The organism is Enterobacter cloacae complex sp. IR5441, assembly GCF_049238215.1.
Taxonomy (GTDB): domain Bacteria; phylum Pseudomonadota; class Gammaproteobacteria; order Enterobacterales; family Enterobacteriaceae; genus Enterobacter; species Enterobacter hormaechei_C.
In genome coordinates, this window is record NZ_JBMKIA010000005.1 from 135751 (window position 1) to 152318 (window position 16568).

Sequence of the window (16568 nt, forward strand, 5' to 3'; positions counted from 1 at the left end):
GCGCAATCACTCTTCCACGATTTCCCCCGTGATGTCGTGCTGGCGATGGGGAACAGAGCTGCCGACGCTGTCATGCCACAAGCGGGTGTAGAGGCCGCCGGCCGCTAACAGCTGTTCGTGGGTGCCGTATTCCGCAAGCTGCCCCTTATCGATAACGGCAATCAGATCGCAGCGCTGCGCGGTGGTCAGACGGTGCGCCACAATCAGCGCCAGGTGCTTCCCGGTGTGCGCGACGTCTGTTAACGATGACATCAATCGCTCTTCGGATGTGCGATCCAGGCGTGACGTGGCTTCATCGAGCAGCAGGATGTGAGCATTCGCCAGTTGTGCGCGGGCCAGCGCAATCAGCTGGCGCTGACCTGCGGACAGATCGGCACCGCCGTTATTCACCGGTGTGCGGAATCCCTGCGGCAGATTGCGCACCGTCTCATACAGCCCTGCCCGTTGAGAGGCAATCTCAACGTCGTCATTGGTACTGGATGGCCGTGAATAACGAATGTTTTCCGCAATATCACCACTAAACAACGCCACATCCTGATCGACCAGCCCAATCTGGCGACGGTAATCGGCAAGCGAGGCATCATCAATTATCCGATCGCCAATGCTGATCCTGCCGTGGGTGGGGGAATACAATCCGGCGATCAGCTTAATCAGCGTTGACTTACCCGCACCGCTGCGACCAACGACCGCGACGACCCTTCCCTCAGGGATTGTCAGGGTAAGTTTGTTCAGCGCGGGTTCAGGACTGTCGGGATAACTGAACGTGACCTCATCAAGATGCAGCGCGCCGGTGGCGGGCGGTACGGAAGAGGGCTCGATGTTCTCTGTGCCTTCGGTCGCCAGCAGTTCATTGATATGTTTGCCGCTGGCCGTCGCCTGCTGCCAGGCGTCGACAATTCCTGATAACTGCTGCACTGGCCCATAGAATTGCCCCAGCAGCAGGAAGAAAGCCGCCAGCACCCCGGCGGTCATTTCGCCTTCGGCGACTCGCGATGCACCCACCAGAAGAACGGCGGCATAGGAGGCCTCGGTGCAGAAGGTCAGGAACGGGAAATAGACGGCAAGGTATTTTTGCGCACGTACGCGGGTCGCACGGAACCGATCCGATAACGCGCGCAGCCGGGCGGCTTCCTGTTCCTGCTGGCCATGCGATTGCACAACGCGCAAGCCGGAGACTTTCTCCTGCAGGGTGCTGTTGACTTTGCCTATTTCCAGCCGCGCCTGCGCATAAGCAGGGGAGCTGAGGCGGCGATAAATCCAGGTTGCCAGTGCGACCACTGGCACCGCGCTTAATGCCGTCAGCGCCAGGAGCGGGTCGAGCCAGAACATGGCGGCGGCGATGGCGAACATTGTCACCAGGCTGGTGGCTGCACCGGCAAGGCCGTTTTGCAGAAAGCGGGCGAGAGAGTCCACATCTACGGTCATGCGGGTCAGACGTGAATCGACATGCTTTTCATGCCAGGGGAGACCAAGACGCAGCATATGGCCGAAGCTGCGCAAGCGCACCGTATGCTGGACTGACTCTGCCGCTCTGGCGGCGAAGACAGTCTGTAGTGAATAACAGCACCAGCTCACGGCCACCAGGCACAGGGCGAATAGGGCACAGAGGCCGATAGTCGACATATCGCCTGTGGCAACGCCGGAGTCAATGCCGCGCTGCAGCAGTATAAGTACCCCGACGCCTGCCGCCGAATCGAGGGCGATCAGCAGGGCGGCGATGACGAACATCCACGCCACGGGCTTCAGCAGCGACGTGACTTTGCGGCCTTTACCGGCCAGCGCCTGCTGTACTGCATTTTCCGGCACGCGCGTCATACGGGCGACAAAGCCTTTATCCCCCGTCTGCGCCGCATCGTCTTGTGCCGCTGGTACGGTCGGCCACAATCCGTTAGGCCCACTGTGGGAAGGCGCGAGGAAATCGCCGTCGCCGGTCATCAGCGCGCGGAACGCCGGACAGCGCGCTTCAAGTTCTGCCTGGGTTCCGGTGTCCACCACCCGGCCCTTATCCAGCACCACAATCCGGCTGGCTAACTGAAGCGTCGAACGGCGTCGGGCAATCACCAGCAGCATATGCTTTTCGTCAGCATAGCGACTCAGCGCGGTGTTGATCTCCGCTTCAGTACCGGCATCGACCGCCGAGGTGGTGTCATCGAGGATCAACACTTCCGGCGCGGTAATGAGCGCCCGTGCCAGCGCGATTCGCTGCCTCTGTCCGCCGGAAAGATTCGTACCGCGTTCGGTTAATTGGGTATCGAAGCCTTTCGGCAGGGCGTTGATAAAATCGCTGGCTCCTGCTGCCCTCGCCGCGAGGCGAATGTCGTCCGCCGTTGCCTGAGGGTGCCCGTAGGCGATATTTTCCGCCACCGTACCGGCAAACAGAAAAGCATCCTCAAACACAACGCCTACCCGACGACGAAGCGCCTCCAACCTGAGATCGCGGAGGTTCTGTCGGCCTGCGCTGGTGTTGAGCCATATCTCTCCGGCGCTGGGATCGTAAAAACGCGCCAGCAGCATCAGCAGCGTGGATTTCCCGGAACCCGATGCGCCCACTACCGCCACCGTTTCACCGGCGTGCAGGGAAAAGGAGACATCGCTGAGGATGCGTCTGCCGCCACGGTACTCGAAGCTCATATTCTCCAGTTGCAGCCCGATAACCTGACCGTTAACCGCCTCCGTCCCGTCTTCCATCTGCGAACGGGTGTCGATCAGAGCAAACACGCGCTCCACGGACGCCTGGGTGCGCTGGGCGATAACCAGAAACGATGCCAGTACACGGGTTGGCCCGGTCAGCATCGCGAGGAAGCTGGCAAACGCCACGAAGGTGCCGAGATCGATGCGCCCGTGCATAACCGACCAGCCGCCGTAGCACAGCAGGACGATTTGCCCGAGCACCGGGAGCGCCAGCATGGTGGCACCTGGCATCGCCTGCGAGATGGCCGCGCCGATGCGTACCCGCACCATCTGCCGCGACTGGCGATCCAGCCAGCGCGTTTCACGCAGCTCCGCCACGCAGGATTTTACCACTGAGATCTGCGCCAGCACCTCGCGCATATGTTCGGTGAGATTTGCCAGTCGGTCCGAGGCCAGCCCGGTTTGCGCAAAGACCCGGCGACGCGCGCGCAGCGCAGTGATAGCCAGGCATGCCAGTACGCACACGACGATGAGCGTCATGGCGGGTGACATCCACAGCATCACGGCAATGCCGGCAATGTAATAAGTGAACACCGCCAGCGGCACCGGGCACATCTGTAGCAGGGTATGCACCTGCTGCAGTTCGCTGTTGGTCCGTGAAATCACCTGCCCGGTGCGCAGTGCGTCCTGGCCTGCGCCGTCAAGTTTTTGAATACTGTCGAATGCCCGTCCTCGCAGGGTGTGCTGCACCCAGAGCGAGAGCTCCCCGGCATAACCGCGGCGCACGTAGTTACCGATGAAATCAAAAAAGGCAATCAGCAATAGCCCGCAGGCCAGCCACGGCAGACGAGTCGGATTGCCCGCCAGCGCGTCGTTCACCGCTTGCCTTGTCAGCAACGGCGTCAGCGCGGCCAGCAGAATGGTCGAGACCGACGCTACCACTACGATGATGCTAAGTTTCTTACGTTCCCAGCACACGCGTGCCAGGCGAACTATCCAGGACCGCGCAGGAGTGGGAGAGTGAGTCGCAGGCATTAAGCCTCCTCCGTCTGTAAACAATAGGATCCAAGTCGGATCGCTGTGCAAAAAAAAGCGCCAGCCCGATCCGGTCCCGCATTGTTACGGGCGTATCTCCTGGATGCGTGCTGGCGTATGATCGTCATGACGGCGTAGTGGCTACCCTTTCAGTACCCTCGCGATCAGGCTTTTCGCCACCTCGCTCGGACAGGGTTGCGCTGCCATTTCCGCCGCTACCTCTTCAGAGGCGTCGCGAAGCGCGCGATTGTCGAGGAAAGCATTGATCATGCTGCTCGACAGGCCGTCGTCGCCGGGGATGATCCCGCAGCCGCGTTCGACAACAGCGCGGGCATTTACCGGGCGATCGGCACCCTGGCCGAAGACGATCTGTGGAATACCGGCGTGCAGTGCCGTCAGGGTATTGCCCGCGCCACCATGATGAATGAAGCCATCTGCGCCGTTCAGGAAGGCTCCCATGGGTATCCAGTCGACCAGGCGAACATTTGAGGGCAGTGAGCGCAGATCCGACCGCGCATTGGCCGAAAGATGCAGGATGATCTCGGCATCGACTTCACTGGCGGAATCCATCACCCAGGCGATCAGGTCAAGGCCGTCGACCATCGGTTTGACGGTACCGAGACTCACCAGCAGACGTTTACGGTCGGGCGTCCTCTCCCACCACGGTTCCCACACCGCGCCGCCGTTGTACGGGACGTACTGCATGGGAATAATGGGTTCTCCGTCGTTTTCAAGAATGCTCATGCTCGGTGGTGTTACGTCGATCCAGGCCATATCGCGCGGTGCGGCCCCAACGCCGTGGCGATGATAGGCGTCCGCGAGCGAACGCGTTACGCCTTTGATATGCCAGGGCGTATGGCCGAAGCCGACGGTTTGCATTACGACCGGTATATCGTATTTGGCGGCAATCAGAGGCCCGATGACGCCGAGCGGCGGGTAGATGATGAGATCGGGCCGCCAGTGTCCGGCAAACTCCACCAGGTGGTCGGCCATCTCTTCGCTGAAGAATGAGAAGTTGCCCATTTTTGTGCCGATGTTGCTTTCTTTTCGCTGTGCCTCGCGGCGGCGATAGTCAGCTTCAGAATCAAAACCGGGTGCGGCGTCAAATACCACCAGCCCTGCTTCTGCCGCTTTTTGGGCGAATTTTCCTCCGCTGGCGATCAGCACTTCATGGCCGTTAACGCGAAACGCCTGTGCCAGAGACAGCACAGGATACAGCAGCCCATAGAGAGGCGGGCCTACAAACAAAATACGCATGAGAAAATCCCTCTCCGCTTGACGAACTAAATCAGGAAGTCGACGCAGTCATATGCCAGCAGCAGGACGTTAATTTTCGTTAAGCCTGCTTTGACAGACGCTGCGTCCTTTTTGAGTTTCACCAGCCTTACGAACGGTCCTGTCGCTGACTATTCCGTGACGTAGGCTGGTGAATCGGGAATTCCTTGTCCCGGCTTCCATTAACGCTTACGCGCCGTTGTCCTTTTGAACAGCCCAGGCGTCGTGCTGCCACGCCGCGGTGTTCAGATGCATTTGTTGAGTGTGAGACCGTTCAACAAACCTGGAGAGGCTTGTTTCCTGATACCTCTGTATACCTTGCCAGATAAACCATCAGTGCAAATGCTAATGATAATAATTACTATTATCATATGTGGGTTGCAACTATAATTAAGCACTTAATGCACAATGAATCGATTATGGGAAAAATCGCAGGTAGGGCTCAGCAAAAGGGGACTCTGTGGATTTAGGCACAAAATCCCACGCTTGCGGCGGTTTACAGGCGGACCTGGTGATTCTGTGTAATTGATGGCGGGGGTCTACGATGACGCTACTTCACCAAATAGCGCGGGTTTACCTCCAGTAAATACTGGCGATGTTACTATGATGCCTGATTCACTGCTGTTTATCGTTATGGAAAACCTGCGTAATGTTAACAAAATTCCCTGTCCGACGCGTAATGACCTGTGCTGCGGCTCTGCTAATTATTTTTAGCATCGCCTTGTTCTTTTTCCTGAGAAGCCCCGAGGTTCCTGAGTATGTTACCGCTCCAGTACGCATCGGCGATATTGAAAACGCCGTACTTGCTACCGGTCGAATTGATGCGATTGAGCGGGTCAACGTTGGGGCACAGGTTTCTGGCCAGGTTAAGTCGCTGAAGGTGAAGTTAGGCGATCGTGTCACTAAAGGACAGCTCATCGCTGAAATTGATGACGTGCCGCAGCGGAATGATTTACGCAACGCAGAAGCTGCTCTCAACGTGGTAAAAGCGGACCTTCAGGCTAAGCAGGCGCAGTTGAAGCAAGCCTCATTGCGTTTTAAGCGCCAGCGCCAGATGTTAAATGAGGATGCCAGCTCGAGAGAAGATTTCGAAACGGCTGAAACCACGCTGGCCAGTACCCGCGCTGAGCTATCGGCCCTGAATGCCAAACTCGTCCAGGCGCAAATTGATGTCGACAAGAAAAAGGTCGATTTGGGTTATACAAAAGTTGTTGCTCCCATGGACGGCATTGTTATTGCCGTTGTCACCCAACAGGGCCAAACGGTTAACTCCAGCCAAAGTGCGCCGACCATTATCAAACTCGCACGTCTGGACGTGATGACAATTAAAGCCCAGATCTCTGAGGCGGATATCACGCGAATTTCACCGGGACAGAAAGCCAGATTCACCATTTTCTCTGAGCCGGATAAGCATTATGACGCCACGTTACGTACCGTTGAACTGGCACCTGAGTCGGTTATGAAAGATGATAGCCTTGCCAGCAGTAGCTCAGCCTCAGGGTCAGGCACGTCAAATGCTTCGGTGTACTACAACGCGCTGCTGGATGTCCCCAATCCAGAAAATCGGCTGCGAATTGCCATGACAGCACAGGTGACCTTGCTGGCTGGAGAAGCTAAAAATACGTTACTGGTGCCGATTCAGGCTGTGCACAAGGTGAGTGGCAACAAACAGCAGGTGCAGATATTGACCAGTGATAACCGGCTGGAAACCCGTGAGGTCAAAACCGGCATTACTAACAGTGTGGATATCCAGATCCTGGACGGTGTAAAAGTCGGGGAACATGTTGTGTTATCGCAGCCGGGTGAAAAATCGCCCGGGGAAGGGTTTGTATCTTGAGTAATATCATAGAACTCAAGGGCATCAGCCGCACCTACAGGAACGGTGGACAGGATCTCACCGTGCTTAAAGGGATTGATTTGACTATCGCTGCTGGGGAGATGGTCGCGATCATCGGCGCCTCCGGTTCCGGTAAGTCAACCCTGATGAATATTATGGGCTGTCTCGATGTCCCTGATTGTGGCGATTACTTTATCAGCGGTCAAAATGCCGCCCAGCTTTCACCTGACGATCTGGCAAGGATCCGCCGTGAGCACATCGGTTTTATCTTCCAGCGTTATCATTTAATGCCCGACCTGAGCGCGTTAAGTAACGTTGAAATTCCGGCGATTTATGCCAATAGTGAGCGCGAAAAACGCCGTCTGCGCGCGGCGACATTGCTTGGAAGACTCGGGCTGGAAGGTCGTGAACATCATAAACCGGGAGAGCTTTCAGGCGGCCAGCAGCAGCGTGTGAGTATTGCCCGCTCGCTGATTAACGGCGGTGAAATCATTCTGGCGGATGAACCCACCGGCGCGCTGGATACGCAGTCCGGTCAGGAGGTACTGTCAATACTCAGTGAACTGAATCAGCGTGGCCATACCGTGGTTATGGTGACACATGATATGAAGGTAGCGCAGCATGCTAACCGTATTATTGAGCTGCGTGACGGTGAAATTATTTCTGATACCGGCAGTCGTGTTACCTCCGGGGTTGCCCTTAAACGACCTGACAGCGTTCAGCAAAGCTGGTGGCAAAGTATTGTTGACCGTACCCGTGAATCCCTGCACATGGCGTTAAAAGCGATGAATGCGCATCGCCTGCGCACGACGTTAACCATGACGGGCATTATTTTTGGTATCGCCGCGGTTGTTACGGTGGTGGCACTGGGAGAAGGCGCGAAACAGCGAACCCTTGATAATATCAAGGAGCTTGGAACCAACGTGGTGAGCATCTACCCGGGAAGGGATTTCTTTGACGACAGCACTGAAGCCATTCGTACACTGGTCCCGGCAGACGCCGAAGCATTAGCAAAGCAGGGGTTTGTTGACAGCGTCAGCCCCGAAGTTAACGCTTCCGACAACATTCGCTTTCTGGGTAAATCCGCTACCGCCACGATCAATGGCGTTGGGCGCGATCATTTTCGCGTGAACGGTATTGAACTGTTGCAGGGATCAACTTTCCAGGACGATCGAAATGCCTCGCAGGAAGTCATCATTGATGAAAACGCCCGCAAGGCGTTATTTGACGATGCGGGACTCAAGGCACTTGGGCAAATCGTTTTTCTGGGTTCCGTGCCTGCACGGGTTGTCGGCATCGCCAAAGGGAACAGCCGAAGCTATGCGCCTAATCGCATTAACGTCTGGATGCCTTACAGCACGGTGATGTATCGAATGACAGGAAAACCGGTGTTGACCAGCATCAGCGTAAGGCTTAAGGATGATGTTGCCAACGAGGCAGCGGTCAGCGCTATTTCTCAGCTTCTCACTCAACGCCACGGCGTGAAAGACTTCCAGCTTTATAATTTCGAGCAGATTCGACAATCAATCGAACGGACCTCAATGACGTTTAGCATCCTGATTCTGATGGTGGCCTGCATCTCGCTGATGATCGGCAGCATTGGGGTGATGAATATCATGCTGGTGTCGGTTACGGAACGGACCCATGAGATTGGCGTGCGAATGGCGGTCGGTGCGCGTCAGGGCGATATCATGCAGCAGTTTATGATTGAGGCTGTGCTGGTATGTCTAATAGGCGGAGTGTTAGGTATTGCACTGTCGTATGCCGCCGGAGCGCTGTTCACCGCGCTGGCAGGGGGCATTTTCACCGCCATTTATTCGTGGCAGGCCGCTGCTGCCGCATTCTTCTGCTCAACTTTAATCGGCATGATCTTTGGTTATCTCCCTGCCCGCAAGGCAGCAAGGATGGATCCGGTCGTTTCACTGGCCAGCGAGTAACCCATGAAAATATTATCCCCTTTAACGGTATGCCTTGCTGTCCTGCTTAGTGCTGGCTGCGCCGACTCTCTGAAAAGCGACTATCAGCCTCCTGAGGTGAAATACCCTGCCAACTGGTATCAGGCGGATGCTGCGGAGGAGAGGATGCCGTTCGACTGGCAGGCCTTTAACGATCCAGACCTCGACGGCTGGCTGCGGCAGGTGATGGTGCGCAATAACGATGTCGCTGGAGCAGTATTGCGTGTTTATCGCGCCCGCCTGGAAGAAGAGCGGATTGGCATCACAAACGATCCGGGACTAAAAGGTTCGCTCGCGCTTGACGGTAAAAAACAGCTGAACAGCTCAGCCAACTGGAGCAGGGGCAGCGTTGCCAGTATTAATACCAGCTATGAGCTGGATCTGTGGGGCAAAATAGCGCGGCAGCGCGATGCGAAGGCGTGGGCACGTTTTGCCTCGGAAGAGGATCTGCGTTCTGCACGCCTGACGCTGCTTTCAAATGCCAGTAATAATTACTGGCGCTTAGGCTTTATTAACCAGCAGCTGTCTGTCCTGCAACAAAGCATCGACTATGCAAAAGAGACGCTGCGCCTGGCTAACGCGCGCTATGCCGCGGGCGGTGCCTCCTCTCTGGATGTTGTGGATGCTCAGCAGGGCGTGCTTTCGCAGGAAAACAGGCTGGCGGCGTTGAAGAATGAACGTTTACAGGCGCTCAATCAGCAAGCCGTTTTGCTTGGAACCGCGCCGGGCAGCGCGATAGTCGAACCGAAAGCGTTACCAATGGGACCACTGCCGCAGGTCAGTGGAAAGATCCCGGTCAACGTGCTGCGGCATCGACCCGATATCAGCGCTAAAGAGTGGCGGGTACGGGAAGCATTGGCCACCGTTGATGTCCAGCGTACTGCATTTTATCCAGCGTTTAGTCTGACCGGCTCGCTTGGCACCAGCAGCAGCAGCCTTATGGCCTTCCTGGAAAATCCTGTAGGCTCTGTTGGAGCAAACCTGACCCTGCCGTTCCTGGAATGGAGAGAAAGGGGCATGGACGTGAAGATTGCCCGCAACGACTACGAGCAACGGGTTCTGGAGTTTAAACAGGAACTTTACAAGGCGATGAGTAGCATAGAAGATGCGCTTGCTTTGCGTCATCAACTCCTGGAACAGGAGACGCTTCTACGTGAAGGCCTGGAACTGGCGAAAAAATCAGAGAGGTTAAACGAAGTTCGCTATCGCCAGGGCGCGGTGCGAATTTCTTTCTGGCTTGATGCTCAGGAGAAACGCCGTCAGGCCGAACTGGCACTGTATGAAAATCGCTTTAACCAGTTAAATAATCTGGCAAAAATCTATATGGAGTTCGGCGGTTCGGTATCTTTCCCCTGAATTGCGCAGACTCATTTACGTCTGGCAGCAATATGACTTGCTGCCAGGGCGCAGTTCGCAAGACATCCCTCGTCATTATTCAAACCCATCTCACAAAAATCGCTCCTCCCCTTTGATCGAAATTTCATCTCCGGGTATATGACTAGTCATATCATTTAAATGACTAGTCATATAGGAGGCAACCATGAATCAATCACTGCCAGCCAACTTCTTATGGGGCAACTCGGTGTCGAGCATGCAGACGGAAGGGGCCTGGAATGAGGGCGGAAAGGGGATGTCGGTGTACGACATTCGCGAAGCCGGTGAAAATATCTCTGACTGGAAAGTGGCCACCGACTCCTACCACCGCTACCGGGAAGATTTCGACCTGATGCAGGATCTGGGCATGAACTGCTACCGCTTCCAGATCTCCTGGAGCCGCGTCTGCCCGCAGGGTGACGGCGAGTTCAACGCCGAAGGCATCGCGTTTTATGACCGTTTTATCGACGATCTGATCGCCCGCGGTATCGAGCCGATGGTCTGCCTCTACCACTTCGATATGCCGCTGGCGCTGGCGCAGGAGTACAACGGATTTAATGATCGTTGCGTCGTGGAGGCGTTTATCCGCTACGGCAAAAAGATGATCGACTGCTACGGTGACCGGGTGAAGTACTGGCTGACCTTTAACGAGCAGAATATTTTCCACATGCCGATAGCCTTCCGCATCTCCGGCTATATGAAGGGGGAGGAAACCCTGCGCGAGCTGTACGAAGTGCAGCATCACACCATGGTGGCGCACATGGCGCTGACCGAGTACCTGCACCAGACTAAGCCGGGCAAGCTGATGGGCGGCATGCTGGCGCACCAGCTGATTTATCCGGCCACCTGCAAACCGCGTGACATCTTCTGCGCCCAGCAGTACGACGAATTCCTCAACCAGAACCTGCTGCGCGTCTTCGCGGGCCAGGGCTACAGCCCGGCGGTGATGGCGGTGGTGGAGCAGGAAGGCTTCGGCGATATCTACCGCGCAGACGATCTCGCGCTGTTTGCGCGAACGAAGAACGACTTTATGGCCTTCAGCTACTACGCCAGCAAAACGCTGGACAGCGATGCCATCCCGGAAGGCACGCCGGTGAACTATTACCTGCTGCACGGCGAGAAAAACAATCCGTACCTGAAGGCCACCGAGTGGAACTGGCAGATCGATCCGCTGGGCTTTCGCACCATCATCACCCGCTATGCCAACGACTGGCGGATGCCAGTATTCCCGATTGAGAACGGCATTGGGGTGATTGAGTCCTGGGATGGCGTAAACCCCATAGAGGATACCTACCGCATCGACTACCACCGGGCGCATATCGAGGCCATGAAAGAGGCGATGTTCGAGGACGGGGCAGAGGTATTGGGCTATCTCGGCTGGGGGTTGATTGACATTCTCAGCTCCCAGGGTGACATGCGCAAGCGCTACGGCGTGGTCTACGTCAACCGTGAAAATCACGACCTGAAAGACCTGAAGCGCGTGCCGAAGAAGAGCTATGCGTGGTTAAAACAGGTTATCCATACCAACGGACGCGAGATGTAAGCCGTACGCTGCCGGGCCGTTTTTGTGACTGATTGATGGGAACTATCCGCTATGTCTGAAACAAAAATAACACCGCACATGCAGTCTTTTGTCGATAAATTTGTTGAGTTCTCGGCGCGCCTGGCAAACCAGGTGCATCTTCGCTCCCTGCGCGATGCCTTCGCCACGGTAATGCCGATTTTCATCCTCGCCGGTCTGGCTGTGCTGGTGAATAACGTGGTGTTCCCCTGGATCTTAGAGGGCGACACGCTCACGCAGTTTAAGGTGTGGGGCGAGGCGATCATCAACGGCACGCTGAACATCGCCGCGCTGCTGCTGGCGCCGATGATCGCCTGGTCGCTGGCGCGCAACAAAGATTTCGACAATCCGGTCTCGGCAGTGGTTATCGCCGTCAGCAGTTTCATCATCATGATGCCGATGCGCTTACAGATTACCCCCGTCGGCAGCGACGCCACGGTAAACGTTACCCAGGTGCTGACGTTCGCCAATATCGGCTCCACCGGGATTTTCGCCGGGGTGCTGATTGGGCTGCTCTCAACCGAGCTGTTTATCGCCATTTCACGGCTGAAGGCGCTGCACATTTCGCTGGGGGAGAACGTACCGCCAGCGGTGAGCAAATCCTTTACCGCGCTGATCCCGACGATCCTCACGCTCTCCCTGTTTGCGGTGCTGGCGGCTATACTGGCGAACGTGCTGCACACGGATCTGATCCATCTCATTACGACATTTATTCAGCAGCCGCTGCGGCTGATCAACACCAGCCTGCCCGGGACGATCTTCATTTACAGCTTCGGTAACTTCCTGTTCACGCTCGGTATTCATCAGTCGGTGGTCAACAGCGTGGTGCTGGAGCCATTCCTGCTGATCAATACCAATGAGAATATGCTGGCCTTTGCCAACGGCCAGCCGATCCCGCACATCATCAACAACATCTTTGTGCCGACCTTTGGCATGGTGGGCGGGACGGGCAGCACAATCTCATTGCTGATTGCTATCTTCATCTTCTCAAGACAGAAATCAGCGAAGCAGGTGGCGCGTCTGTCGCTGGCGCCGGGTCTGTTTAACATCAACGAGCCGGTGATTTTCGGCCTGCCGATAGTCTTTAACCTGCCGCTAATGATCCCGTTTGTGCTGCTGCCCGCTATCGGGATTTACTTTGCGTGGCTCTGTACCACGCTGGGGCTCATGTCGCGCTGCGTGGTGATGATCCCGTGGACGACCCCGCCGATCCTCAGCGCCTGGCTGGCGACGGCGGGGGACTGGCGGGCGGTGGTGGTGCAGTTGGCAATCATCGTATTTGGTGTATTCTTCTACCTGCCTTTCCTCAAAGTTGCCGAGCGAGTGGCGTTGAAAAACAGCGGGACAGAACACTAATTTAAGGAAGGACGATGGCGGCGAAGTACATCACCATAGCGCGGGAAATTAAGAAACGCATTATCACCCAGCAGTACGCCGCCAATGAACCTCTGCCGGACCAGTTTGCGCTGGCGGCGGAGTTCAGCACCAGCCGGATGACCATTCAGCAGGCGATGCGTCAGCTGATCGTAGAAGGGCTGGTTTATACCCGACAGGGGCAGGGCACGTTCATCCGCAAAAATTTCCTCCAGCTTTCCCAGTGGGATCTCTCCGGCAGCGACTACTTCGGGGCGACCAAAACCTGGGAACATTTAGGCACGGTGACGAGTCAGGTGGTGCACTTCGAACTGCGCTTCCCGAACGAGAAAGAGCAGGCATCGCTGATGATAAATCCGGATACGCCGATCTATGACTTTATCCGTCTGCGTTTACTGAACGGTGAGCCGATGTCTCTGGACGCTACGGTAATGCCGCTCAATCTGGTGCCCGGTCTGAACAAAACCCATCTTGAAAGTTCGGTATTCCGGTATGTACAGGAGACGCTGGGGCTGAAGATCATGGGATCGTATCGGGTGGTGCGGGCGCTGAAGCCCAGTGCGCTGGATATGCAACACCTTGTCTGCGAGCCAACCGACCCGGTGCTGGAGGTAGAGCAGGTGATCTATCTTGAAGATGGTACGCCGCTGGAGTACGCCCATTGTCACTATCGCTATGACCATGGCGGCATCGTTATCGTGAATAACGGATAAAAAAAAGCGGGCCCCGCGGCCCGCTTTTTTAATTCTCACGATTAGTTCAGACGCACCGGCATACCGGAACGGTTCTGAATCGCCTGGTCAACGATGGTCGTGTCAACATCCGCCTGAGAGGTGACGGACTGCACCGCGCTGGTCAGCTTAATCGGTACGATTTCGTTGTTGTTGATCTGATCTTCGCTGGTGGACAGCGGGTTATGCACTTCAATGTAACGGCTGCCGTCCGGCTCTGACGTCGCTTTCACCGGTTCGTTAATGAACTGCACGCGCGTACCGACCGGCACGTTATCGAACAGGAATTTGATGTCTTCATTACGCAGACGCACGCAGCCGTGGCTTACGCGCAGGCCGATACCGAAGTTGGCGTTAGTACCGTGAATGGCATACAGACGTCCAATGTACAGCGCGTACAGACCCATCGGGTTATCCGGGCCGGCAGGCACAACGGCTGGCAGCGGTTCGCCGGCAGCAATGTACTCAGCGTGCATTTTGGCGGTCGGCGTCCAGGTTGGGCCCGCTTTCTTACGCTCCACTTTGGTGGTCCAGTTCAGCGGAGTGTCTTTACCCAGCTGACCGATACCGATAGGCAGCACGATCACGGTGTTGGTGCCTTTCGGGTAGTAATACAGACGCATTTCGGCGCTGTTAATCACGATACCTTCGTGCACGGTATCCGGCAGGATCAGCTGCTGTGGAATGTTGAGTACGGTACCCGCTTTCGGCAGATACGGGTCAACGCCCGGGTTCGCCTCCAGCATGTTCGACAGACCGAGCTGATACTGCGCCGCGAAGTATTCCAGCGGCTGAGAGTTCCCTTCCGGCACCGTCACCACCTGGTTTTCACCCACCAGACGGCTTCCGTCTGTCGGCAGGGGATACGTCACCGCAGACGCGGTCTTACAAAAACCTACTACGGCTAACGCCGCCGCAAAAAGCGTTGTTAATTTCATGTTCATGTTATGCGAGGTATCTAAGCCATTCTGGCGATGAGTTGATAAGTCTGAATCGGTAATGGGAGCGCATTATATGTGCATTCCCGTTAACTGGGAATTCAGATGTGTACGAAATCACATTTTTTTCGATTTTGTTAAAGTTTAGTGGATTACCGCAACACGGGATCTCAATTCGGAATTGTGGCATAATGCCGCGTTTATCACACTTTTCGCAGGAATCTCTCCGTGTTAGTTACCAGCAACGTCACTATGCAGTTTGGCAGTAAGCCGCTGTTCGAAAACATTTCCGTCAAATTTGGCGGCGGCAACCGTTACGGCCTGATTGGTGCCAACGGTAGCGGAAAATCCACCTTTATGAAGATCCTCGGCGGTGACCTGGAGCCAACGCTCGGTAACGTGTCGCTCGACCCTAACGAGCGCATCGGTAAGCTGCGTCAGGATCAGTTCGCCTTCGAAGAGTTCACCGTGCTCGACACCGTGATCATGGGGCACGCGGAGCTGTGGGAAGTGAAGCAGGAGCGCGATCGTATCTACGGTCTCGCTGAGATGAGCGAAGAAGATGGTTACAAAGTGGCCGACCTGGAAACGCAATACGGCGAAATGGACGGCTACTCTGCGGAAGCGCGTGCGGGCGAACTGCTGCTGGGCGTCGGTATTCCGGTTGAACAGCACTACGGCCCGATGAGCGAAGTCGCGCCAGGCTGGAAGCTGCGTGTGCTGCTGGCGCAGGCGCTGTTCTCTAATCCGGACATCCTGCTGCTCGACGAACCGACGAACAACCTGGACATCGACACCATCCGCTGGCTGGAGCAGACGCTGAACGATCGCGACAGCACCATGATCATCATCTCGCACGACCGTCACTTCCTGAACATGGTGTGTACTCACATGGCGGATCTGGACTACGGCGAGCTGCGCGTTTATCCGGGCAACTACGATGAGTACATGACGGCGGCAACCCAGGCGCGCGAGCGTCTGCTGGCCGACAACGCCAAGAAGAAAGCGCAGATTGCTGACCTGCAATCCTTCGTCAGCCGCTTCAGCGCCAACGCCTCTAAATCGCGCCAGGCAACGTCGCGTGCCCGTCAGATCGACAAAATCAAGCTGGAAGAGGTTAAAGCCTCCAGCCGTCAGAACCCGTTCATCCGCTTCGAGCAGGACAAGAAGCTGTTCCGTAACGCGCTGGAAGTGGAAGCCCTCACCAAAGGCTTCGATGAAGGCCCGCTGTTCAAAAACTTCAACCTGCTGCTGGAAGTGGGCGAGAAGATTGCCATCCTCGGCGCCAACGGCGTGGGTAAATCCACGATGCTGAAAACCCTGGTCGGTGAACTGCAACCGGATAACGGTACCGTGAAATGGTCTGAAAACGCGCAGATTGGTTACTACGCGCAGGACCATGAATATGAGTTTGAAAACGATCTGACCGTCTTCGACTGGATGAGCCAGTGGAAGCAGGAAGGCGACGACGAACAAGCGGTACGCAGCATTCTGGGGCGTCTGCTGTTCAGCCAGGACGACATCAAAAAGCCCGCCAAAGTGCTCTCCGGTGGTGAAAAGGGCCGTATGCTGTTCGGCAAGCTGATGATGGAAAAACCGAATATTCTGGTGATGGACGAACCGACTAACCACCTGGATATGGAATCTATTGAGTCGCTGAACATGGCGCTGGAGATGTATCAGGGCACCCTGATCTTCGTCTCTCACGACCGGGAGTTCGTCAGCTCGCTGGCGACCCGCGTGATCGAAATTACGCCAGAGCGCGTGGTGGACTTCACCGGTAACTACGAAGATTACCTGCGCAGTAAAGGTATCGACGGCTAAAAAAAAGCCCGGTGGCGCTTCGCTTACCGGGCC

At 56.1% G+C, this 16568-nt stretch carries 10 protein-coding genes; 7 read left to right on the forward strand and 3 right to left on the reverse strand.

Annotated features, from left to right (window positions below):
- Positions 1 to 6 precede the first annotated feature (6 nt).
- Positions 7 to 3666, reverse strand: coding sequence for a salmochelin/enterobactin export ABC transporter IroC (gene iroC, locus ACOTX5_RS08665; protein ID WP_045911433.1), 3660 nt, complete (start codon positions 3664 to 3666; stop codon positions 7 to 9).
- Between the two features lie 141 nt (positions 3667 to 3807).
- Entirely contained in the window at positions 3808 to 4923 is a 1116-nt protein-coding gene (gene iroB / locus ACOTX5_RS08670) for a salmochelin biosynthesis C-glycosyltransferase IroB (protein WP_045911432.1), read from the reverse strand.
- A gap of 667 nt (positions 4924 to 5590) precedes the next feature.
- Between iroB and ACOTX5_RS08675 the strand changes: the two genes are divergently transcribed.
- The 6 genes from ACOTX5_RS08675 (at position 5591) to ACOTX5_RS08700 (ending at position 13755) form a co-directional block, all read left to right on the forward strand.
- The gene (locus ACOTX5_RS08675; RefSeq protein WP_045911431.1) at positions 5591 to 6778 is read left to right on the forward strand and encodes an efflux RND transporter periplasmic adaptor subunit; all 1188 of its coding nucleotides are present in this window, start codon (positions 5591 to 5593) and stop codon (positions 6776 to 6778) included.
- Positions 6775 to 8715, forward strand: coding sequence for a MacB family efflux pump subunit (locus tag ACOTX5_RS08680; RefSeq protein ID WP_023296167.1), 1941 nt, complete (start codon positions 6775 to 6777; stop codon positions 8713 to 8715). The genes ACOTX5_RS08675 and ACOTX5_RS08680 overlap by 4 nt, the downstream gene beginning before the upstream one ends.
- A 3-nt stretch (positions 8716 to 8718) precedes the next feature.
- A complete protein-coding gene (locus ACOTX5_RS08685; protein WP_045911430.1) occupies positions 8719 to 10089 on the forward strand; it encodes an efflux transporter outer membrane subunit in 1371 nt (456 codons plus the stop codon).
- Between the two features lie 184 nt (positions 10090 to 10273).
- Positions 10274 to 11650, forward strand: a complete 1377-nt coding sequence (locus ACOTX5_RS08690) for a glycoside hydrolase family 1 protein (protein WP_045911429.1) — start codon at positions 10274 to 10276, stop codon at positions 11648 to 11650.
- A 51-nt stretch (positions 11651 to 11701) separates the two neighbouring features.
- Positions 11702 to 13024 (forward strand): PTS sugar transporter subunit IIC, encoded by a 1323-nt coding sequence (locus tag ACOTX5_RS08695; protein ID WP_023296170.1) that lies wholly within the window; start codon positions 11702 to 11704, stop codon positions 13022 to 13024.
- Between the two features lie 14 nt (positions 13025 to 13038).
- Positions 13039 to 13755 carry a GntR family transcriptional regulator gene (locus tag ACOTX5_RS08700; protein ID WP_015571043.1) on the forward strand — a complete coding sequence of 239 codons (717 nt, stop codon included), beginning with the start codon at positions 13039 to 13041 and terminating at the stop codon, positions 13753 to 13755.
- A 41-nt stretch (positions 13756 to 13796) separates the two neighbouring features.
- On the opposite strand, the gene ldtB is transcribed toward ACOTX5_RS08700, so the two are convergent.
- Positions 13797 to 14717, reverse strand: a complete 921-nt coding sequence (ldtB, locus tag ACOTX5_RS08705) for a L,D-transpeptidase (RefSeq protein ID WP_015571042.1) — start codon at positions 14715 to 14717, stop codon at positions 13797 to 13799.
- 222 nt (positions 14718 to 14939) lie between these two features.
- Here ldtB and ACOTX5_RS08710 point away from each other — a divergent pair, with 222 nt between their 5' ends.
- Complete coding sequence (locus ACOTX5_RS08710; RefSeq protein ID WP_023296172.1) at positions 14940 to 16535, forward strand: ABC-F family ATPase; 1596 nt, start codon at positions 14940 to 14942, stop codon at positions 16533 to 16535.
- The last annotated feature ends 33 nt before the right edge of the window (positions 16536 to 16568 follow it).